Below are 20,286 nucleotides of genomic sequence, written 5' to 3' on the forward strand. Positions count from 1 at the left end.
GTTTAGAGTAAGGCCAACGTAAAAGCAACTAAATTGATCATAAGCGGGGTGCCGAGATGCAAGCAGCGCAGTTAGACAAGTACGACAAGAATTTTCAACTCAAAGTACGGGATATTCCGAAGCCCGTGCCCCAGCCCAACGAAGTCCTGGTCCGGGTCAAGTACGCGGCCGTTAATCCGCTAGAGGCGCTCATCGGCACCGGTAGTGTGCGGGTACTCCAGGGGTATCGCTTCCCATTAACCATGGGCAACGAATTTTCGGGAATCGTTGAAGCCGTTGGCGCCAACGTGACTGCGTTTAAACCCAACGATGCGGTTTACGCCCGGATGCCCCTGGCGAAGATTGGGGCGTTTGCCGAGTATCTGACCATCGATCAAGCCGAACTCGCGGGGATGCCCAGTCAGTTAGATTTTGCCCACGCGGCGGCCGTTCCGTTGACCGGTTTAACCGCCTACCAGGCCTTTCACGACATCCTCAAGCCCCAACCGGGACAACGGCTGATGATTCCCGGCGGCTCCGGGTCACTGGGGCAATTAGCCATCCCCATGGCTAAACAGCTTGGGCTTACCGTGGCGGTCAGTGGTAACCAGCGGGGCCAAGCGGGGGCCTTGCGGTTAGGCGCAGACCAGTACTTTGATTACCGTACCGAAAACTACTGGGACCGATTAGCGCCGGTCGACTACGTTCTGGACACGTTAGGCCCGAAAGAGTTACCACACGAACTGGCCGTCTTGAAGCCAGGGGGCACGTTGCTGTCCCTCAAGACGGGACCGAACCGGGAGTTTGCGCAACGGAACGGTTTTTCGTGGTGGCAGACGCTTGCGTTTTCTCTGGTCGGGCGAAAGGTGGACCAGCAGGCTCGGCAACACCACGTGGCTTACCGTTTCCTGTTCGTGAAAAGTAGTGGCGCCCAATTGGCCGAGGTCACCAAGCTGGTCACTCAGACCCACCTCGAACCGGCCATTGACCCCCATTTCTTCACACTGGGTGAGGTGAACCAGGCACTAGACCTGGTGACGACCGGGCACCCTAAGGGGAAGGTCTTAATTGAATTTTAACGGCACGCAGAAAGCAGCGCCGGGCTACTAGACGTTGCGATGACCGGATAATCCATCAGTTCTAAAACAAAAGTGGGTCCCAACAAGACCTCACCCGTCATTGACGTGGCAAGGTTTTGTTGGGACCCGCTTTCTTCTTTAATGCGCTGTCTGGCGGAGCACTCGACGGGCTTCCTGAGTCGTCAAGACGCGCCAAGACAGTGGTACCGTGACGGTTGTCCGTTCACTAATTAGTTGATGATCATTGTGGTCGAAGGTAAGGAGCCGGGCATAGAAGGCCGACTTAAACACCCATTCTCGCCGGGTAGTGGTCACGCTGGGACGGTGAACCGCTTGACGGCGAAAAGTTGCGCGCTTCTTTGTTGCCGTTGCCAGTTGCTTGCGGTCAGGAACAAAGTGTGGCCGCGGTTGGGATTGAGTCGCCGTTGTGCGGTAAATGAGCACGTAATTCTGAGCCCGAGTCCCCAAACGCCGAACGATGATCAGATTATTCGGTATGGTCGATGGGCCCGCCGAATAAATCCGGTGGGTCGTCTGGACAGTGGTTCGGGGGGACATCCCCCAATGAACAGCTAAGTTAGCGGATAGTCCCCCGATGCAACTGGCCAGCAAGAGTAGCGTGACCGTTCCGGTTATCTTTCGTAATTTTGGCGAGCGAATCAGGAACCAGGCCATAAACGTCAACCCAGTCAGCCCGATGATCAAAACAATCAGCATATTAGTTCTCCCCCTTAGGCTTTAGAAACCACGCAACCCCTAGTCCGACGACCGCAAAAACCAACCCAATGCAAAAGGACACCCTAAACCCAGCCATCGACGCCGCGAGGGTTTGACCAGCGTAGGCCACTGGATTCGTTACCTTCAACTGACCGGTGGGCATGTGCTGACTGATGATGTTCTGTGTCACGGAAGATAACAATGCCACGGCGACAGAGGCCCCTAACTGACGGGCCATATTGTTGGCGGTGCTGGCGTGGGCAGCCATTGATTGGGGAAAAGCATTCATCGCACTGATCGTTAGCGGCATCATGACCAAGGCAATGCCGATGAGGCGGAGTGCGTAAATGATGCCAATGAGTCTCGCGGAAGTCGTGGTCGTGATAAACGCAAAGGGCAGGGTCCCCAACGTTAACAGACTAAAGCCGAAGAGGGCTAACCGGCGAACGCCCACCCGATTAAACAAAAATCCGGAAACGGGAGAAAGCCCGCCCATAAATAGGGCACCACCTAGTAACGTCAGACCAGACTGGAAGGGCGTTAAGCCCAAGATGTTTTGAAGATACGTCGGTAACATCATTTCAACGCCGTACATGGCCATCATGACCAGAACCACCAAAACGGTCGGGAGCGTAAACGCCTTGTTCAAGAAAACTCGAACATTTAGAAAGGGGATGTCCAGCCGAAGCTGGCGGTGAATAAAGACGCAGATCAGGAGCAGACCGCTGATTCCGGGGACGAGGACCGCGGGGATGTTCCACCACCCGACCGTGGCCACATTAGTGAGACCCAGCAGAAGGCTCGAAAAACCAACTAGGGATAAGCTCAATGAGGTGAAATCACGCGGGACTGCTCGATTCGGCAGCACGTCCTTCATCTGGAAAATGGCGAGAATCAACATGCAGGCGACCAAAATAATCGGGACTAAGAAAATATTACGCCAGGAATGACTGATGAGTAACCCGAAAAGCCGGTGATTACGACTCAAAATCCACCCCGAGAGAATGGGACCTAAGGCGGGAGCCAAGCCCACCACAAGTCCCGAAAGTCCCATAGCGACCGCCATCTGTTTGGGCGGAAAAATGGTCGCAATAATCGTCTGCATCAGGGGCAGCAGAATGCCAAAAGCGGCTGCGGCCATGATTCTCCCAGCAATGAAGAGCCACCAGCCATTGGTGGCGGACGGTGCGGCGTAAGAAATCAGCATCCCTGCCAATAAGAGCACATCCAACCCCAGTAAGAGCCACTTGGTCGGAAATTTAATCGCTAAATACGCCGAAAGCGGAACAACCGCACCATTAACCAATAGAAACCAGGTGGTAGCCTGTTGAGCGGTACTGAAGCTAATCTGGAAGGCCTTCATGAGAGCTGGCATGGCAGTCGCCATCGTTGTCTGCATGAGTGATCCAGCAAAAGTGGTCGTCAACGTGATTATAAGAATGACTGTTGCGTGATACGTTTTTCCATGAATATCCTGTGACACGGGTCATGACCTCCTCAATGGATTAATTACCCTTGAGGCTACCCGTCTCGTAACGGCATTGCTACAACAAAATCCATCATCCCGTTGTATTTACAACACAATGACGGATTTTGTTGTAAAATTAGGAAAACAGGAGGCTATCATGTACTCGAAAAAACAAGCGGCAACCAAAAATCAGTTTGAGACGGCACTATTGCAATTGTTGGCGGTTAAAAAGTTTGAAACCATTACCGTTCGCGACGTGACCGAGGCCATGCATTACGACCGCAGCAGTTTCTACCGTTACTATGATGATAAATATGCCTTACTGGGGACCATTGAAGATCAAGTAATTGCTGACATTCAAAGACACTATCGTCAGGTGACTGACTTGAACGAACGCGCTGGGGTGACCGTTGCTCAACTAACGGAGCTATTAACGGTCTTTGATCAGCCAACGATGGCCTCGCGAATGGCAATTCTGTTGGGCCCCAACGGTGACCGTCTGTTTGAGGTCAAACTGACGAAACTATTTTCCACGATTTTCTACGAATCAACTGAACCAACGGTCAAGAAAACAGCCGGAACGGCACTAATTGAGCAATACTTAGCCAATCTCTTCATTCAGACGATTCGTTATCAAACGTCGCCATCGCGCTCACTATCCACGGAGGAGTTGGCCCAACAGTTGAATGACATCTATTGCAGGGGCTTTGTCACATCATTACATCGATCACATCACGAAGTTTAGAACTAGCCGTCCGGTTAGCCAAGGGGGGCCAGGCCGACTGGCTGACGGTAGGGGGCGCTATTTCTGTATCATTGGGAACCAACCGCTTACGTTGTCACAATCCTCTCGCGTAAAAATAGGGGGCTCCACGCTGTTTGTCTGAGGGACGTTCCTCTCACAAGGGCATAAAAAGGGCGGGGGATATGCAAGGGTGACGAAAATGATTGGGGGAGGTTGGTAACGTCTGTGACCATGACGAAAAAATGGACATCAGGTAGTTCACACTCATAAAAAATATGATTCAAGGGACTCGTTGCATGTCCCCAATGCAAGTTACTTTCCTCGGACTATTTTTTCAAACAAAGCTCCTGTCTATTTTTCGATACTAGTATCTTTAAAATCCACATTTTAATGAAAGTAGTCTTCGAACATTTTCTATCTTTTTTACAGGCGACCTCAATTATTGAATGAGACTTGGTCCACCAACTATCTCAAAAACAGAAATAATCAACGACAATGCCGTAATCAAAGCACCATTATTGGTAATTTAACCGTCTTAGTGGCGTGTTTTAGACGCCAGCAAGTCATTTATTTATACGGCTGCTGCCACCAACAGGCTATCGATCTGATAACGCTCAGCAATTGTCTTGGTACTAACTTACTGAGCGTTACGCGGCGTGCTAGCACGCGGTCATATGCCGGCAGCAAACGTCAGCATGAACACACGCGCTTCGTCACTAACCAATCAGCCGCGTCCAGCAGCTAGTCAGCCAATTGGCCGGCCAAACACGTAACCAATTCAAGCGGTCATAATGACTAGTCGATTCACCCAAATGGACGTTGATTCTGACGACACGTTCGCACGTTCGATGGGTAGTTCTACGTCTAAATGTGCTCAGCAACGCCTAGGATTTTGGCAACTTTGCCATTAGTCAGGCCGCATACGTCCAGTCGGTGAGTTGCTGACACGTTTAGCCTTAGTGGTCGGTTTGCCGTTGCGGCTGAGTATCCGTCCGTCAGAAAATTTCCGTCGGACGTAAGCTGTGTGTCCTGAAGAAAAGTCAGCATCAGCAACGTCACTCTAAAATAAAAAAATGCACGCTATATTAAGAAGAGGGCCGGCCCTAAATGTGGCCCAAATAAACTTTCTTTTTCTACTTTACATAATATATATTATCGAAAGTAGGCCATTCAACAAAAAAGCCCCCCGTAAGCTGCTGCATTTCTGCCGCTGATCATCTTTTCAGCATTCCGTTAAGTTACCGGCCAACTACCCACGTTTAACAACTGCCGACCAACTCGTCGTCAATTTTTTAGTCCCAGTCATGCGACACTCATCCGTCAGCCACACACGTCAGCATACCCAGCGGTCATTAGCCAGTTTTCGTTGGCGGTTTATCCATGGCGAATCTGATACACGGGTTGCCACCATCGGTTGATCAGCTCCGTCATCACCAACTTATCCAAGTTAGATATTCCATTAACGACACACTAATTTAGCCTTAAATTTGCTCAACTCCCAGGATTCGGCCACAGACACGGCCTTATGAGGCTCCTATAATGAAATTTGAAATGGTTAAGTCAATTAACCACCAATTCAGCATTCACTAAGGAGATCGATGACATGTCGTCCAAACGACTATTCCAATTCGTCACGTTATGTGCGCTCGCGTTCACGGCCGTCGGTGCCGGAACCACCGCGCAAGCCACCACCAAGCATCATCGCGCCGCAACGGTTTATTCACAGCGCAACTGGTACCCCCGGACCCGGGTCAAGGTAACCAAAGGCACCCTCTACGCCAGCACAACGCTCACCAAGAAACGGGCGCAGCTCAGCCAGGCCAAGTACCGCAAGCTGACCTACCTGACCGGGACCCAGTACAGCCTCAAGAAAGCTAACGGTAAGAAGGCCCGTTACAATTACATCGTCTCCACCAACGGCAAGGTCAAAGGCTACGTCTGGTACGGCTATTTGCACGCGGCCAAGAAGACCGCTAAGCGCACCCAGGCCACGGCTCCCAAGCCGGCCGCCACACTGACGGTCAGCGCGTACCGGGCCGAATTTCTCAAGGACCTGAACGCCGAGCGGGCCCAACGCCACCTAGCCCCCTTAACGGAAGACAGCCGCTACGACCAGATCGCCCAGCAGCGCTCACAACAACTGCTGACGAACTTTGACCACAGTGACGCGACCAGCGACTTCATTGCCGCCGACCTGTTTGCCCAGCAAGGCGTTCCCGGCCTTTACGGTGAGTGCATCTCCATGGATTATCTGGACGACGATCAGGCCAATCCGAACCAAAACGTTGCCGATAAGAACATCTACAGCTATATCTACGACGATGCCGACTCCGACTGGGGCCACCGCGACATCCTGTTAGACGCCACCACGACCACCATCGGCATCGGTGCCACCCAAAAGCCCGGTTCCGAGTACGTTTACGGCGCCATCAACACGGGGCGCGCGTAATCTTGGCACATCCCCATACCATAAAAGGCACCGCAATCCCCCGTATTCAGGGATTTCGGTGCCTTTTAGCGTTTCAGCGGGCCTGGATCGAGAGGTCGACCAGGCGTAAAACCTCTTGGGTTAAGGGCGTCAACGTCCCCGGCAAGCGCTTCAAACGAAAGAACTGGTGCTCTAACGGATGACTATCGGCGAAGACGTGCGCGTGGACCCGGCCCATCCGGAAAACCACGGTCACGGCATCGACCTGGTCCCCGTTGGCATACTGGCACTGCATCCCCTGGCCACTGACCACCGCCAACAGTTCCGGTCGGTTGCCGACCAGGTTGGTCTCCTCGTACAGCTCCCGGACGGCCGTTTCCATTACCGACTCGTTGAGCTCCTTGGAACCGGCCGGTAACCCCCAGGTATGCTGGTCACGGCGGACCAACAGGATGCGCTGCTGCCGGTCAACCACCACGGCCGCTCCTTCGACGACCACGAGGGGCCGATTGCCGACCGTTTCCCGTAACCGTGTCACATATCCCATGACGCTTTCCCCCTTTTATTCACCAGCTCGGTCGTTATTCGGTCAAAAATGGCCACTAGCTGGGTAGTGACCATTCCATAAATTTATCATGTCAAATGCTGCAAAATTCGTTGGGTAATCGGGGTCAGGTCCCTTGGGAGCGCGTCTAGATCGAAGAACCGACTCTCCTGGGTCTCCGAACTGCCCTGCGGCGTCCCCGTAGCGCGTAATCGATACACCACGGTCACGGAATCGATCTGGTCACCGTTGGGGTACGTATACTGCATCCCCGCACCGCTGACGACCGTGACCAGCTTGGGCTGGGTCCCCGCTAAGCCGGTCTCTTCTTGCAGCTCCCGGATTGCCGTCGTCGCGACTGATTCGTTGAGTTCTTTAGAGCCCGCGGGCAACCCCCACAGGTGATTGTCTCGCCGATGGACCAATAGTAACTGTCCGGCCCGTAAGACAACGGCCGCTGCTCCCACCACGACCAGGGGCTGAGACCCCACCGTTTGTCGTAACCGTGTGACGTAACCCATTTCTCTTCACCATCCTTGGCTCCGAGTATAGCAAACGCCGGTTAATCTGACCAGTGCTGCGCAATAAAGGCACTGCGTCCGCCCATTTCTTCGATTTGATAGCGGAAGGGATTGCGCCGGTAGAAGTCCTGGTGCGCCTCTTCCGCCGGGTAAAACGGTTGGGCGTCCTCAATTTGCGTCACGATGGGCGCGTCAAACTGGCCACTCGCCGCTAACCGGTCCTTCGAGGTGGTCGCGATGCGCCGTTGCTCGGGCCCGTTCACGTAAATGACCGGGCGGTAACTGTCGCCCCGGTCCTGGAACTGGCCGCCGGCGTCGGTCGGATCCGTTTGGTGCCAATAGATCTCGACTAATTGGGCGTAGCTGATGACGGCCGGATCGAAGGTGATCTGGACGGCCTCGGTGTGCCCCGTGGTATGGCTCGCGACCTCGGCGTAGGTCGGGTTGACCGTGTGCCCCCCGGTATAGCCCGACACGACCGAGACGATTCCCGGTTGCGTGTCGAAGGGCTGGACCATGCACCAGAAACAGCCGCCAGCAAAGATGGCGGTCTCCGTCTTAGGCATGGGCGTCACCCCCCTGGACCAGGGCCTTGAATTCCCCGTAACCGGCCGCATCGAGGTCCGCCAAGGGAATAAACTTGAGCGCAGCCGAGTTGATGCAGTAGCGCAAGCCACCACGGTCACGGGGACCATCGGTAAAGACGTGCCCCAGGTGCGACTGGGCGTCCTTGCTCAGCACCTCCTGCCGGACCATGCCGAACGACTGGTCCGTGTGTTCGACCACGCTAGCGGGATCGATGGGTTGGCTAAAGGCCGGCCAGCCACAGCCGGAGTCGTACTTATCCGTCGAACTAAAGAGTGGCTTGCCACTGACCACGTCGACGTAGATGCCGGGTTCAAAAAATTGATCATACTGGCCGGTAAAGGCCGGTTCGGTCGCCGCGTGCTGGGTGACGGCAAATTCCTCGGGCGTTAACCGCTGCTTGAGGTCTTCTTGTGATTCTGATTGACTCATGCAAACCCCTCCTAATCAATTGTACACAATTGTTTTGCTACAATTACTATTCTACTGAATTCGGCCGGGATGGCAAGCAAGTGGCTCACTTTTTCCGAAAAAGTTTTTCTCTGGCAAACGGCGGTCTACGGGGGGTTATCGGGGCTGGCAGGATTATTTGTTGACGATTATGATAAACATTTTGTTGACAGATTCGATAAACGTCTTTAAACTAGGGCCATTGAGTCGAAGGAGGATGCATCCATGGATCTTAATCAGCTAACCTTAACGGACCTCAAGCGCGGGTGGTCGCAGACGGCCACGGCCATTCAGTGTAACTACTGTGACACTCAGTGGCCCCGGGAAACGGCGCCCGCGGTCATGGCCCAGCACATTCAAACCGTTCACGGCGGGGCCCTGCAGGCCCTGATTCACCTGGACAGCCGGTATAACACCCTGACGGCTAAGCAGCAAGGCCTGCTGACCGCCTTTGCCACCGGTATCAAGGACCGTGACCTGGCGAATCAGACCGGCGTCAGTGCCGCCACCATTCGTCACCAAAAGTTCACCTTCCGGGAGAAGGCCAAGCAGGCCAAGTTGTATCTTGCAACCTACCAGGCGGCCTTTGCCCAGGAGGACCCGCACGAACGTCTGTTGGACGTGCCCCAGCATCCCCAGGACCCCGATGACCGGTGGCTGATCACCGAGGACGAGGCCGCCAAGACCCTTCAACGGTACTTCGACTTTACCACGGAGCCGCCGACCCTGATTCGCTGGCCCAAGAAACAAAAGGCGGTCATCGTGATCCTGACCCGCATCATCGCGGAGATCCCCCTGAACCACCACTTTACCGAACCCGAGATCAACGCCTACCTGCGCCCCATCTACTTCGATTATACGATGGTGCGCCGCTTCTTGATCGAATACCACTTTTTGCAACGCACCCCGGACGGGACCGCTTATTGGCGGACCGTTCCCACACAAGAACGAAAGGACGTTTAACACCATGCCTCCCTTACACCTGACCCGTTTACCCAAGAAACAACAGCGGCTGCGCCAAACGCTCGAACGCGTGAGCCAGACCATCCCGGCCGACCGACGCTTCACCGAGCCCGAGATCAACGCTTACCTGCGTCCCATCTACGCTGATTACGCCCTGTTACGGCGTGAACTCATCGATTACCAATTTCTCGCCCGGACCGCCGATGGCACGGCCTACTGGCGTACTCCCGAAAGGACGGCCTAAGACCATGAATTCCCAACAAAAACAACGCCTCAAGGCGGCCTATAAGTTTGCCCCGACCTACTACGGGGTCATTCAAATCGAAAACACGCGCAATCATAAGATCTTCATCGATACCGTTGCGAACCTTCATAACCGCTGGGGGTATTACCAGCTCAACCTCAACCAGAATTTCTACCACGGAACGCCGCTCCAGGCCGACTGGCTGAAAGACGGTGCCGCGGCCTTTACCTACACGGTCCTGTGGAAGGCGGACGCGGCCGACGTTGTGAACATGCGGCAGACCTTAAAGACGTTACAAGACAAGTGGCTCCGGCGGCTCACGCCCTTTGGGGACCGGGGCTATAATCACCGGCCCCGGCGCTGGGACTATGACCAGCCCGACTCGGAGGTGGCCCATGACTGACATCGACCGCACCTTTACCCCGATCGACCAGACGACCTGGCCGCGGCGCGAGGTCTTTTACTACTTTACCAAGCTGATGCCGACCGGCTTCTCACTGACGGTCGACCTCGACATCACCGCGATCCTGCAATGGACCCGGGCCCACCACGTGTCCTTCAACGCCAGCTACCTCTACCTGGTCAGCCGGATCCTGACCCAGCATCCCGAAATGCGCATCGGTCGGTTGAACGACCAGCTGGGGACCTTCGACGTGTTACATCCCTCCTACACGGTCTTACACGCCGACCACACCATGGCCAACCTCTGGACGGCCTACGACCCCGACTTCACCGTCTTTCATCAACGCTACCAAGACGACCTGGCCCAGTATGGGGACCAAGCGCAGCTGATGCCCAAACCACCGCTGTCACCAAACCTGTTCACGATTGGCAGCCTGCCGTGGGTCCACTTCACCAACTACACGCCCCTGCCCCTGACGTCCCTGAACACGTTCTTTCCCATCTTCCAGGCGGGTAAGTTCGCCCAGGACGCCCAGGGCGCCTGGCAACTCCCGTTATCAATCACCATCCACCATGCCGTTGCCGACGGGTATCACGTGAGTGCCCTGTTCAACGACCTGCAAGCCGCCTTTACGCAACCGGACGTTTACCTGAGTTAACGCAAACAAGCCCCTCACGGAAGTCTTCGCTGATTTCCGTGAGGGGCTTGTCGTCTTCACCTTAAAATCGCGTTTAGCTGGTCTCGCCGGCGGGAGTCGTATACCGCTGCTTGACCCCGGCAATGTCTACCTTTTGAATCCCTTCCGAGCGATTCCGGTAATACATGACGCTGTGCTTCGAGGGGTTATGGTTCAACCCCATGGCGTGGCCCAGTTCGTGCTCGGCCACGTGGGTCGCATCCGACCGCGAGTAATCGTATTCCTTCATCAAAGACGGGTTCAGCGAGCAAACCTCGGCGATAAACTCATTGTGCCGAGCCCAGTAATTCGTCATGCCCACGTCATCGCCCATCGCCGCGGCCTGCTTCGCCGTATCGGTCGACAGGTCGATCTGCGCACTTTGCGCGTGCCCGAGCTTGAACTTAAAGACACCGGTCGCGTTCCAGGCCCGAATCGCCTTTTGCCAGATCTGCCGGTAGTACGTGGACTTCGTCGTGATGGCGTAGGTCGCATGCGCGTGGGCGAACCGTTGGGGCCCAAACGGCGTCATCGAAGCAGCCGCCGCGGTCCCCGTCACCGCTTGACTGCAGAAAATCCCCAACGTTAACACACAAACCAATGCTTGATGTACCCAGACTCTTCGTCGCATGGCAACTCCCCCTTGTTACCGGGGAGGCCTCCAGTGGCTACCATCGCCATCATTGTAGCACCCCCGCGCCACAGCCGACGAAAAAAGCCTCCACCGACCCCATCAGGGTGGTGAAGACTTTCGGTGCGTTAATTAAGTTAAAGGACTGCGGTTAGCCTTCGAAAGCGTCGGTCAATGGTGGCACCACTTGCTTCTTCCGGGAAACGACCCCTGGCAAGCTGGCGCGGTTGTTGGCCAACTTCACGTTAAAGGCCTTTTCGACCACGTCCTGGCTATCGCCGGTCACGATCAGTTCGGAATCGCTGGTCAAAACGTTGGTGGCTAACGTCAGGAACAGGTCGTAGCCGTCCGCCGCGTTTTCGGCAGCCATTTCCTTTTCCAAGCCCGCTTGGCGGTCGATGACTTCGCTCAGGTCAACCGTGTTGATCTGACCAATGCGCACGCTCTTGCCCGCCATGTCGAAGGACTTGGCGTCGCCGTCGATCAGTTCCTTGTCGCTCTTAGCGGCCAAGTTGGTGCCGGCCTTCAGCATCGCGACCCCGTAGCTTTGCACGTCGATGTCGGCGATTTCCGCTAATTCCCGCACGGCTTCGCGGTCAACATCGGTCGTGGTTGGGGACTTCAGCAGTAACGTGTCGGAAATGATGGCGGATAACATCAAGCCCGCCAACTTCGCAGGGATCTCGATCTTGGCTTCGTTGAACATTTCCGTCAAGATGGTACTGGTACAGCCGACGGGTTCGGCCCGGTAGAACAGGGGTGCGGCCGTTTCGAAGTTGCCGATCTTGTGGTGATCGATCACGGCATCGATGGTGACCTGGTCCCGGTCAGCGACACTTTGTTGGGCTTCGTTGTGGTCGACCAACATCACGTGGTCGGTCTCGTTGGCCACCGTCTTAACGACCCGGGGAGCCGGTTCGTCGAAGTGGTTCAAGACAAAGTTGGTTTCCATGTTGGGTTCGCCCAAGGCCACGGCCTCAGCGTCGACACCCTTTTGGCTTTGGAAGTAGGCGAAGGCCTTGGCAGCGACGATGGCGTCGGTGTCGGGGTTTTGGTGACCGAAAATCAATACTTTACTCATTGGTAAAACTCCTTTAACAACTAGTTTTTTAAAACTTACTTGTTACGCAATTGTTTAAGCCGCGAGATGTAGTCGTCGGTATGCAAGTACCGGTCGAACTGGGCCAGAAAATGGCTGATCCGCGGAATTTCCGCCTTGCCCTTGCGGAACACAAAGGCGAGGTCACAGCGAATGTTGGGATCGAAGTGGGCCGTCCAAGTATTCGGCAGGTCGTCTTGACCCACCATAAACGAGTTCGGCAACGCCGTGGAGACCTGCGTTTGCATCGAGAAGTGCAACAGCTGGGTCGGCGTCGTGAAGTTCGCCACGCCCTTCGGGAAGTCCGCTAGCTGGTTCTTGTAGGCTTCATGCAGGGCCTGGTTCAGGTAATACCCATCGGGATACAGCGCCCAATCGTTGGCCGTGGTGTCCTTGAACTTGATCCGGCGTTTCTTGGCAAGCTGCTCATCGTGGTGGATGAACAACAGGTCGTCGGTGATGATCTTCTTGGACTCGTACGGCTTCCAATTCTTGATCGAATCATCCGGCAGGTACATGATGGCCAGATCGATCCGATTGTTTTCGAGCTGCTCCCAGATTTCCTTCCGCGTCAACATGTGGAAGGAAATCTTGATGTCGGGGTTGTTCTGGTAGGACAGAATGGCGAAGTCCTCGAAGACCGCATCCTCAATGGAAGCCAACAACCCAATGTTGATCTCCCCCTGAGTCGCACTGGTCGCCTGCTGAATCTCGTCGGTCGCCTGATTCAAGATCCCGTAGATCTTATGGGTGGCATCCAACATGGTGTACCCCGCGTCGGACAGCCGGAGCTTCTTACCCACCGAGTAAAACAGGGGGGCGCCCACCGTCCGCTCCAGCTTCTTGATCTGTTGCGTCAGCGCCGGTTGGGTGATCCCCAGAATCTGGGCCGCCTGCGTATAGTTCATGGTTTCAGCTAACTGTAAAAAGTACGTCAGCGTCTTTGAAGAAAAGATGCTTTCCTGTTTCGTCTTCATTGCGTTTGCTCCTTATGACCGCCCGTCAACGGGGAACATCCCCCAATTACGAGCTGGCCTAATGGTTACCATTAATCTATATGATAGGCTGTTTACCCTGAAAGCGCAATTAATTCCGCTTATAAAATCATTAATAAACGGCGTTAGTTCAGAACCAATTCGGTTGGCTTGAGCCGCAACTGAGTCGGAATTCCTTCAACGTCTGTATCGACCACGAAGGAGCCGTTGGAGTACCGCCCGCTCAGGGGATGCTCCGTCGGCAAGATGTCGTGGGTCCGTTCCCGGCTGGTGATGACCTCCAGGGCCGGGTTGTCGTGCGGAATGACCAGGAAGTCGACGACCCGGTGTGGTTCGCGCTTAAGCTCCCGCAAGACGATGACCCCGCGCCGCGCCCGACTCGTCACGGACAGTTCCTTCATGGCGAGGCGTTTGAAGGCCCCCCGTTGGGTCACCAGTCCGATGGTGTCTTTGTCGGTCACGAGGGCCAGGTTGACGACCTCGTCATCGTCCCGCAGGTCCATTGAGCGGACCCCGGTCGTCCGGGCCCCGTTCACGGAGACCTCGTCGATGGCGTAGCGTAGTGCGTACCCGTTCTTAGAAATCAGGAGGATGCCAGCGTCAACGGGTTCGGTCAGGTAACGGACCGCGACGACCCGGGCATCGGGATGCTTGAGTTTCTCGAACGTGGCCGCCCGACGTTTGTAGGTCCGGCCCGGTGTCAGGTCGCTGAAGGCCGTCTGCTTGATGTAACCATCGCTGGTGGCAATCAGGAAGTGCCCCGGTTCCTTCAGCGTCTTGAAGGCGTAGGTCGCCACGATTTCCTCATCACTGGCCAACCCAATGGTCTGGGAGATGTGCTCCCCGGTCTCCTTCCACTTCACGTCACTGATCTCGTGAACCGGTCGGTAGATCAGGTTCCCCTTACTGGTGAACATCATCAGGTGATCCAGGGTGCTGAGCTGCTTCAAGAAGATCGGGTAATCCTCGTCCTTTAACCCGTTGTCGTTCGGGTCGGACGCCGTGTAGGACCGCACGCCGGAGCGCTTCAGGTAGCCGTCGTGGCTGACGAGGACGATGACCTCTTCGTCGGCGACGGTGACCTCGGTCTTGATCTTCAGGTCTTGAATCTGGTCTTCAATCTCCGTCCGTCGCGGATTCCGGTATTCCTTGGCCATGGCCTTGAGCTCCCGCCGCATCACGGCGTTCAGTTCCTTAGGCTCCGCCAAGATCTTGTGGTCCTCTTCGATAGCAGCGGCCAGCTTAGCGGCCTCATCCTGTAATTGGGTGACGTCGGTATTGGTCAACCGGTACAGTTGTAAGGCCACGATGGCGTCGGCCTGCTTTTCCGAGAAGTCGTAGGCCGCCACCAGATTATCCCGGGCGTCCTTGCGGTTCTTGCTGGCCCGGATGGTCTTGATGACCTGGTCCAGGATGGACAGGGCCTTGATCAGCCCCATCACGATGTGCTGCCGGTCCAGGGCCTTCTGCAGGTCGTACTGGGTCCGGCGGGTGATGACGTTGCGCCGGTGGTCCAGGTAGGCCTGTAAGATGGTCTTCAAACCGACGTGTTCCGGCCGCTGGTGGTTGATGGCGACCATGTTGAAGTTATAGGTGACCTGTAACTCCGTGTTCTTGAACAGGTAGTTCAGGATCCCCTGGGCGTCCGCGTCCCGTTTGAGTTCGATGGCGATGCGCAGGCCGTCCCGGTCGGTCTCGTCACGCACCTCGGCCAGGCCCTCGACCTTCTTGTTCAGCCGAATCTCGTCGATCTTCTTGACCAGTTGGGCCTTGTTGACCTCGTACGGGATCTCGGTGACCGTGATCTGGCTCTTATTGCCCCGCAGCGGTTCGATGGCCGTGCGGGAGCGGACCACGATGCGACCGCGACCCGTCTCGTAGGCCTTGACGATGCCGTCTTTCCCCTGGATGATCCCCCCCGTAGGAAAATCGGGACCCTGAACGAAGCCCATCAGGTCCGCCAAGGTCGCCTGCGGGTGACTCAGCAGGTAAACGGCCGCGTCGATGGTCTCGCCCAGGTTGTGCGGCGGGATCTCCGTGGCGTACCCGGCCGAGATCCCGGTCGAGCCGTTGACCAGCAGGTTCGGGAAGCGAGCCGGTAAGACCGTGGGCTCGTACTCCGTATCATCGAAGTTCAAGACCATGTCGACGGTGTCCTTATCGATATCGGCCAGCATCTCACCCGCCAGCTTGCTCAGCCGGGCCTCGGTGTACCGCATGGCGGCCGCCGGGTCCCCGTCCATGGAGCCATTGTTCCCGTGCATCTCGACCAGGGGTTCACGGACCTTCCAGTCCTGACTCATCCGGGTCAGCGCTTCGTAGATGGAACTGTCACCGTGGGGGTGAAAATTCCCCATGACGTTTCCGACGGACTTCGCCGACTTCCGAAACCCCTTATCGTAGGTGTTGCCGTCCTTGTTCATGGCGAACAGAATCCGCCGTTGAACCGGCTTTAGCCCGTCACGAATGTCGGGTAAGGCCCGTTCTTGAATGATGGATTTGGAGTAGCGACCGAAGCGATCCCCCATGACCTCTTCCAACGTTAGTTCTTGAATCTTTTGTCCTTCACTCACGAGTTCATAACTCCTTTCACCGTTTTGCTTTACTTCCCGGAGGTCTTGGTGGCCTCACCGGTTAAGAAGTCCTGGTCGTCATCCTCCAGCGTGAACTGGACGTTATTCTCGATCCACTTCCGCCGGGGTTCGACCTTGTCGCCCATCAACGTCGTGACCCGCCGTTCGGCCAGGGCCGCGTCGTCGATCTGGACTCTGATCAGCGTCCGCTTATCGGGATCCATGGTGGTCTCCCAGAGCTGTTCGGCGTCCATCTCCCCCAGCCCCTTGAACCGTTGAAGCGTGTAGCCACGGTTCTTGATGTGCTTGGTCTTGGCGACCAGCTCGTCGTTGGTCCAGGCGTAGTCGATGGTGGCCTTTTTACCGTTGGTCTTGATGCGGTACAGTGGCGGCAGGGCGATGTAGACCCGACCGGCGTCGATCATCGGCCGCATGTACTTGTAGAAGAAGGTCAGCAGCAGGATCTGGATGTGGGCCCCATCATCATCGGCATCGGTCATGATGATGATCTTGTCGTAGTTCGCGGAGTCGATGTCAAAATCGGCCCCCACGCCGGCGCCAATCGTGTAGATCATGGTACTGATCTCTTCGTTCTTCATGATGTCCGGCAGCTTGGCCTTTTCGGTGTTCAGGACCTTCCCCCGTAACGGCAGGATGGCCTGGAACTTCCGGTTCCGCCCCTGCTTAGCCGAGCCCCCGGCGGAATCCCCTTCGACCAAGAACAGCTCGTTCTTCGCGGCGTTCTTGGACTGAGCGGGCGTCAGCTTCCCGGACAATAACCGTTCGTGGCGCTTATGCTTCTTGCCGTTGCGGCTCTCATCCCGGGCCTTGCGGGCGGCTTCCCGGGCACTTCTGGCCTGGGTCGCCTTGCGGATCAGCATCTTACCGAAGTCCCCGTTTTCCATCAGGAAGTAGGTCAGCTGTTCCGCTACGACCCCGTCCACGATGGTCCGGGCCTCGGGCGTTCCCAGCTTTTCCTTGGTCTGCCCCTCAAATTGAAGCAGGTTCTCGGGCACCCGCAGCGAGATCACGGCCGACAAGCCTTCCCGGATATCGGAGCCTTCCAGATTCTTGTCCCGTTCCTTCAACAGGCCCACCTTCCGGGCGTACTCGTTGAACGCCTTGGTCCACCCGCTGCGCAACCCGGCTTCGTGGGTCCCACCGTCCTTAGTCCGGACGTTGTTGACGAACGACAACAGGTTTTCGGTGTAGCCGTCGTTGTATTGGGCAGCGACCTCGACCTCGATGCCGTCCTTCTTGCCGTCGAAGTAGAGGATGTCGCCCAGGGTGTCCTTGTCTTCGTTCAGATAACTGACGAACTCCTTGATACCATCCTTAAAGTGATACTCTTCGGCGCGTTCCTGACCCTTACGTTCATCGGTCAGGGTGATCTTCACGCCCTTTAACAGGAAGGCAGATTCCCGTAACCGTTCGGCCAGGGTCCCAAAGTTATAGACCGTCGTGGTAAAGATGCTGCTGTCGGGCTTAAAGGTGATGGTCGTTCCGTTATGGGCCCGCGTGTTACCCAACTTATTCAGGGTCCCTTGGGGCTTGCCCCCGTGGGCGAACTTCTCCTGGTACCGCACGCCATCCCGGACGATGGTCACGGTCAGTGAGCTCGACAGGGCGTTGACGACGGATGCGCCGACCCCGTGCAGGCCCCCGGACGTTTTATAGCCGCCCTGACCAAATTTCCCACCGGCATGCAGCACGGTCAGGATGACTTCCGGCGTCGGAATCCCGGACGCGTGCATCCCCACGGGCATCCCCCGACCGTGGTCGACTACGGTGATACTGTTATCGGGATGGATGGTGACGTTGATCTCCTTTCCATAACCCGCTAACGCTTCATCCACGGCGTTATCGACAATTTCGTAGACCAAGTGGTGTAACCCCCGGCTGTCGGTCGACCCGATATACATCCCCGGACGTTTACGAACAGCTTCCAACCCTTCCAACACTTGAATGGAAGAGTCGTCATACTTCGGTTTTGCTTTCGCCATGCGTAAATCTCCTTTACTGTTTAATCTCATTGAACGATACCCCTTAGTTTACGCCTATGCGAACATATGTTCAATAGAAGCGACTAAAAGCCCCGCTAGAGGTATCCATAACCTCATAATCATACCACAGGAAACTCAAAAAAAACCAGTTCACCCGGGATAATTGGCGTTCCCGGGAAAACATGCTAAAATATAGAGCAGCTTATTTGACGGCGATTTTCACGGGCCGTCACAGACAAGAGCGGAGGAATGTGTTGTGAAAATCATTGGCTTACTTATCTTAGCCTATCTCTTGGGGGCCATTCCCAACGGCGTCTGGGTCGGCAAACTGTTCTTTCAGACCGACATTCGCCAGGCGGGGTCCGGCAATATCGGGACCACCAACACCTACAGGGTCCTGGGACCCTACGCGGGGAGTGCCGTCATGGTCCTCGACATCGCCAAGGGGACCGTCGCCACGTTACTGCCGACCTGGGGGCACGTGACCACGGTCCTGGGCAGCGCGACCCCGTTACTCTTCGGGCTCTTCGCCATTTTGGGCCACACGGTCTCCGTGTTTGACCACTTCAAGGGTGGCAAGGCCGTGGCGACCTCGGCGGGGATGCTGCTGGCCTATAACCCGATCATGTTCGTCATCGCCGCGAGCCTGTGGGTCGGCCTGATCTACTGGACCAGCATGGTGAGTCTGGCCAGCATGATCGCCTTTACCCTGATCACCATCATCTCCCTATTTTTCCAAGACCCGTACCTGACCGGCATTGCCCTGGTCCTGACGGTCTTCGTGTTCTACCGGCACCGGACCAACATCCAGCGCATCCGGCAGGGCACCGAATCCATGGTCCCGTTCGGGCGGGGCTACCGGCGCAAACAGCATCGCTCCTAACGAAAAGAAGATTGACACGTCCCGTGGGCGTCTCAATCTTCTTTTTTGGTGGGCTTGAGGTGCAGCAGGTCGGTGACTTGCTGGTCGTTGAGCGTTTGCATCCACTTGGCGATCTTGGCGACCCGGTCGAGCTGCTCTTGACTGAGCGGCTGGTGATTGTTCTTCTGCGTGGGTTGCGTCATCGGTGAAGCCTCCTTTCGTCAAAAGCGTTCTTCCATCATAGAACGCCCGGGCCCCAAACGCAAGTCAGGTCCCTTGTCCCCCACGATCCATTAGAAAAACAAAACGAGTCTGGGACAGAGGTCTCAGGCTCGTTTTTCGACTATCTGGTGTCGAAACGTGGAAAAAAGGCTAACCGCCTTTTTCCTCTTGCTGGTTAGAAATACGTGATCTGATACCCGGCGTTAAAGCTGGCGTGCGGGTCGAGGTGCTGGATGGCCACCTTGGTCTCCAGGTCCCCCGTGGCCTGCACGTCATCGGCCAGGCCCCACCAAGGCTCCAGGCACACGAACGGCGCCTGCTTGGGGTACGGTGACCAGATGCCCAGATACGGCGCCGCCACCGTCAGGGCGATACCGTGGTCGTCGTTGGGCGTGCTGACCATGACCGTGGTCTCCCGGTCGTCCAGCGTCAAGACCTGGGCGTCGTGGGCGAACAGATCGTGGGTCAACGCCAGCGGGTGGGTCAGGTCTAGTGGGACGGCGTGTTGCGTGTCACTGTACGGCCCCACCAACGGGACGCGCTGGTAGACGCGCTTGGGCGCCACCGTGACCTGGTAATCGGTAAAGTCCGCCGGGGCCCCGCCGAAGGGCAGGTTGAACCCGGGGTGGGCGCCGAAGGAAAACGGCATCCGTTGGTCGTTTTCGTTGGTGATCTGAGCCGCGACTCGGAGTTCGTGGTCCGTCAGCGTGTAGGTGATGGTCAGGTCGAAGTCGAACGGATACTTCTCCCGGCTGACCTCATCGGCCCGTAATTGGAACGTCACGGCCGTTGCCCCCTGTTCCGCAACGGTAAAGACCCGGTCCCGGGCGAACCCGTGCTGGGTCATCTGGTAGGTCTGCCCGTTGACCTGGTACTGGTTATCCTGTAACCGCCCCACGATGGGGAAGAGAAACGGGGCGTGCCGCCCCCAGAAGGCCTTATCGGCGGACCACATGTACTCGAGGTGGCTGGCGTTATCCCGCACACTGGTCAGTTCCGCCCCCAGTGGATTGATGGTGACCGTCAGATAGTCATTTTTTAGCGTAACCATGTTTTAAACTCCCTTTCGCTCTATGTAAAAGGGCGCGGTCACACGACC

The 20,286-nt window shown here is 56.2% G+C and carries 21 protein-coding genes; 8 read left to right on the plus strand and 13 right to left on the minus strand.

Annotated features, from left to right (window positions below):
- The first annotated feature begins 56 nt into the window (after positions 1-56).
- Positions 57-1,058 (plus strand): NADP-dependent oxidoreductase, encoded by a 1,002-nt coding sequence (locus tag FD37_RS03415; RefSeq protein WP_056963466.1) that lies wholly within the window; start codon positions 57-59, stop codon positions 1,056-1,058.
- Between the two features lie 138 nt (positions 1,059-1,196).
- Here FD37_RS03415 and FD37_RS13215 read toward each other — a convergent pair whose 3' ends face one another.
- Entirely contained in the window at positions 1,197-1,775 is a 579-nt protein-coding gene (locus FD37_RS13215) for a DUF4811 domain-containing protein (RefSeq protein WP_056963468.1), read from the minus strand.
- A 1-nt stretch (position 1,776) separates the two neighbouring features.
- Positions 1,777-3,258, minus strand: coding sequence for a DHA2 family efflux MFS transporter permease subunit (locus tag FD37_RS03425; protein WP_056963470.1), 1,482 nt, complete (start codon positions 3,256-3,258; stop codon positions 1,777-1,779).
- 142 nt (positions 3,259-3,400) lie between these two features.
- Here FD37_RS03425 and FD37_RS03430 point away from each other — a divergent pair, with 142 nt between their 5' ends.
- Together FD37_RS03430 and FD37_RS03435 are read left to right on the plus strand one after the other, a co-directional pair.
- Positions 3,401-3,988, plus strand: a complete 588-nt coding sequence (locus FD37_RS03430; protein ID WP_056963472.1) for a TetR/AcrR family transcriptional regulator — start codon at positions 3,401-3,403, stop codon at positions 3,986-3,988.
- Between the two features lie 1,603 nt (positions 3,989-5,591).
- Positions 5,592-6,437, plus strand: a complete 846-nt coding sequence (locus FD37_RS03435; RefSeq protein ID WP_056963474.1) for a CAP domain-containing protein — start codon at positions 5,592-5,594, stop codon at positions 6,435-6,437.
- A 73-nt stretch (positions 6,438-6,510) separates the two neighbouring features.
- On the opposite strand, the gene FD37_RS03440 is transcribed toward FD37_RS03435, so the two are convergent.
- The 4 genes from FD37_RS03440 to msrB form a co-directional block, all read right to left on the minus strand.
- Positions 6,511-6,963 (minus strand): NUDIX domain-containing protein, encoded by a 453-nt coding sequence (locus tag FD37_RS03440; RefSeq protein WP_056963476.1) that lies wholly within the window; start codon positions 6,961-6,963, stop codon positions 6,511-6,513.
- An 86-nt stretch (positions 6,964-7,049) separates the two neighbouring features.
- Positions 7,050-7,481 carry an NUDIX domain-containing protein gene (locus tag FD37_RS03445; RefSeq protein ID WP_056963479.1) on the minus strand — a complete coding sequence of 144 codons (432 nt, stop codon included), beginning with the start codon at positions 7,479-7,481 and terminating at the stop codon, positions 7,050-7,052.
- Positions 7,482-7,522: 41 nt separating this feature from the next.
- Positions 7,523-8,047, minus strand: coding sequence for a peptide-methionine (S)-S-oxide reductase MsrA (gene msrA, locus FD37_RS03450; protein ID WP_056963481.1), 525 nt, complete (start codon positions 8,045-8,047; stop codon positions 7,523-7,525).
- The gene (gene msrB, locus FD37_RS03455; RefSeq protein WP_045807807.1) at positions 8,040-8,498 is read right to left on the minus strand and encodes a peptide-methionine (R)-S-oxide reductase MsrB; all 459 of its coding nucleotides are present in this window, start codon (positions 8,496-8,498) and stop codon (positions 8,040-8,042) included. The genes msrA and msrB overlap by 8 nt, the downstream gene beginning before the upstream one ends.
- Positions 8,499-8,741: 243 nt before the next feature.
- Between msrB and FD37_RS03460 the strand changes: the two genes are divergently transcribed.
- The 4 genes from FD37_RS03460 to FD37_RS03475 are packed head-to-tail and all read left to right on the plus strand — an operon-like array spanning position 8,742 to position 10,784.
- Entirely contained in the window at positions 8,742-9,479 is a 738-nt protein-coding gene (locus FD37_RS03460; RefSeq protein WP_056963483.1) for a DUF2087 domain-containing protein, read from the plus strand.
- A 4-nt stretch (positions 9,480-9,483) separates the two neighbouring features.
- The gene (locus FD37_RS03465; protein ID WP_056963484.1) at positions 9,484-9,723 is read left to right on the plus strand and encodes a DUF2087 domain-containing protein; all 240 of its coding nucleotides are present in this window, start codon (positions 9,484-9,486) and stop codon (positions 9,721-9,723) included.
- Positions 9,724-9,727: 4 nt separating this feature from the next.
- Complete coding sequence (locus FD37_RS03470; RefSeq protein WP_056963486.1) at positions 9,728-10,126, plus strand: GIY-YIG nuclease family protein; 399 nt, start codon at positions 9,728-9,730, stop codon at positions 10,124-10,126.
- Entirely contained in the window at positions 10,119-10,784 is a 666-nt protein-coding gene (locus FD37_RS03475) for a chloramphenicol acetyltransferase (protein WP_056963488.1), read from the plus strand. Before FD37_RS03470 ends, FD37_RS03475 begins: the two co-directional genes overlap by 8 nt.
- 73 nt (positions 10,785-10,857) lie before the next feature.
- Here the strand turns inward: FD37_RS03475 and FD37_RS03480 are convergent, their stop codons facing one another.
- From FD37_RS03480 to parE, 5 genes are all read right to left on the minus strand, one after another.
- The gene (locus tag FD37_RS03480; protein WP_045807812.1) at positions 10,858-11,433 is read right to left on the minus strand and encodes a matrixin family metalloprotease; all 576 of its coding nucleotides are present in this window, start codon (positions 11,431-11,433) and stop codon (positions 10,858-10,860) included.
- Between the two features lie 151 nt (positions 11,434-11,584).
- Positions 11,585-12,514 (minus strand): manganese-dependent inorganic pyrophosphatase, encoded by a 930-nt coding sequence (locus tag FD37_RS03485; RefSeq protein ID WP_045807813.1) that lies wholly within the window; start codon positions 12,512-12,514, stop codon positions 11,585-11,587.
- 35 nt (positions 12,515-12,549) lie between these two features.
- The gene (locus FD37_RS03490; protein ID WP_045807814.1) at positions 12,550-13,509 is read right to left on the minus strand and encodes a LysR family transcriptional regulator; all 960 of its coding nucleotides are present in this window, start codon (positions 13,507-13,509) and stop codon (positions 12,550-12,552) included.
- A 143-nt stretch (positions 13,510-13,652) separates the two neighbouring features.
- Positions 13,653-16,055 carry a DNA topoisomerase IV subunit A gene (parC, locus tag FD37_RS03495; RefSeq protein WP_056963520.1) on the minus strand — a complete coding sequence of 801 codons (2,403 nt, stop codon included), beginning with the start codon at positions 16,053-16,055 and terminating at the stop codon, positions 13,653-13,655.
- 74 nt (positions 16,056-16,129) lie between these two features.
- Positions 16,130-18,103, minus strand: a complete 1,974-nt coding sequence (parE, locus tag FD37_RS03500; protein WP_045807815.1) for a DNA topoisomerase IV subunit B — start codon at positions 18,101-18,103, stop codon at positions 16,130-16,132.
- Between the two features lie 256 nt (positions 18,104-18,359).
- Between parE and plsY the strand changes: the two genes are divergently transcribed.
- Entirely contained in the window at positions 18,360-18,986 is a 627-nt protein-coding gene (gene plsY / locus FD37_RS03505; RefSeq protein ID WP_045807816.1) for a glycerol-3-phosphate 1-O-acyltransferase PlsY, read from the plus strand.
- A gap of 32 nt (positions 18,987-19,018) precedes the next feature.
- Here plsY and FD37_RS12760 read toward each other — a convergent pair whose 3' ends face one another.
- Together FD37_RS12760 and FD37_RS03510 are read right to left on the minus strand one after the other, a co-directional pair.
- Positions 19,019-19,168, minus strand: coding sequence for a hypothetical protein (locus FD37_RS12760; RefSeq protein WP_156153341.1), 150 nt, complete (start codon positions 19,166-19,168; stop codon positions 19,019-19,021).
- Between the two features lie 194 nt (positions 19,169-19,362).
- Positions 19,363-20,238 (minus strand): aldose 1-epimerase family protein, encoded by an 876-nt coding sequence (locus FD37_RS03510; RefSeq protein WP_056963490.1) that lies wholly within the window; start codon positions 20,236-20,238, stop codon positions 19,363-19,365.
- Between the last annotated feature and the right edge of the window lie 48 nt (positions 20,239-20,286).

Origin of the sequence: Levilactobacillus spicheri DSM 15429, assembly GCF_001435095.1 — a bacterium.
GTDB classification, from domain to species: Bacteria; Bacillota; Bacilli; order Lactobacillales; family Lactobacillaceae; genus Levilactobacillus; species Levilactobacillus spicheri.

Bases quoted from the DNA above. Each gene is read 5' to 3' on its own strand.
- FD37_RS03415 (WP_056963466.1), top strand. From the start codon at position 57: ATGCAAGCAGCGCAGTTAGACAAGTACGACAAGAATTTTCAACTCAAA.
- FD37_RS13215 (WP_056963468.1), bottom strand. From the start codon at position 1,775: ATGCTGATTGTTTTGATCATCGGGCTGACTGGGTTGACGTTTATGGCC.
- FD37_RS03430 (WP_056963472.1), top strand. From the start codon at position 3,401: ATGTACTCGAAAAAACAAGCGGCAACCAAAAATCAGTTTGAGACGGCA.
- FD37_RS03435 (WP_056963474.1), top strand. From the start codon at position 5,592: ATGTCGTCCAAACGACTATTCCAATTCGTCACGTTATGTGCGCTCGCG.
- FD37_RS03440 (WP_056963476.1), bottom strand. From the start codon at position 6,963: ATGGGATATGTGACACGGTTACGGGAAACGGTCGGCAATCGGCCCCTC.
- FD37_RS03445 (WP_056963479.1), bottom strand. From the start codon at position 7,481: ATGGGTTACGTCACACGGTTACGACAAACGGTGGGGTCTCAGCCCCTG.
- msrA (WP_056963481.1), bottom strand. From the start codon at position 8,047: ATGCCTAAGACGGAGACCGCCATCTTTGCTGGCGGCTGTTTCTGGTGC.
- msrB (WP_045807807.1), bottom strand. From the start codon at position 8,498: ATGAGTCAATCAGAATCACAAGAAGACCTCAAGCAGCGGTTAACGCCC.
- FD37_RS03460 (WP_056963483.1), top strand. From the start codon at position 8,742: ATGGATCTTAATCAGCTAACCTTAACGGACCTCAAGCGCGGGTGGTCG.
- FD37_RS03465 (WP_056963484.1), top strand. From the start codon at position 9,484: ATGCCTCCCTTACACCTGACCCGTTTACCCAAGAAACAACAGCGGCTG.
- FD37_RS03470 (WP_056963486.1), top strand. From the start codon at position 9,728: ATGAATTCCCAACAAAAACAACGCCTCAAGGCGGCCTATAAGTTTGCC.
- FD37_RS03475 (WP_056963488.1), top strand. From the start codon at position 10,119: ATGACTGACATCGACCGCACCTTTACCCCGATCGACCAGACGACCTGG.
- FD37_RS03480 (WP_045807812.1), bottom strand. From the start codon at position 11,433: ATGCGACGAAGAGTCTGGGTACATCAAGCATTGGTTTGTGTGTTAACG.
- FD37_RS03485 (WP_045807813.1), bottom strand. From the start codon at position 12,514: ATGAGTAAAGTATTGATTTTCGGTCACCAAAACCCCGACACCGACGCC.
- FD37_RS03490 (WP_045807814.1), bottom strand. From the start codon at position 13,509: ATGAAGACGAAACAGGAAAGCATCTTTTCTTCAAAGACGCTGACGTAC.
- parC (WP_056963520.1), bottom strand. From the start codon at position 16,055: ATGGGGGATCGCTTCGGTCGCTACTCCAAATCCATCATTCAAGAACGG.
- parE (WP_045807815.1), bottom strand. From the start codon at position 18,103: ATGGCGAAAGCAAAACCGAAGTATGACGACTCTTCCATTCAAGTGTTG.
- FD37_RS12760 (WP_156153341.1), bottom strand. From the start codon at position 19,168: ATGACGCAACCCACGCAGAAGAACAATCACCAGCCGCTCAGTCAAGAG.
- FD37_RS03510 (WP_056963490.1), bottom strand. From the start codon at position 20,238: ATGGTTACGCTAAAAAATGACTATCTGACGGTCACCATCAATCCACTG.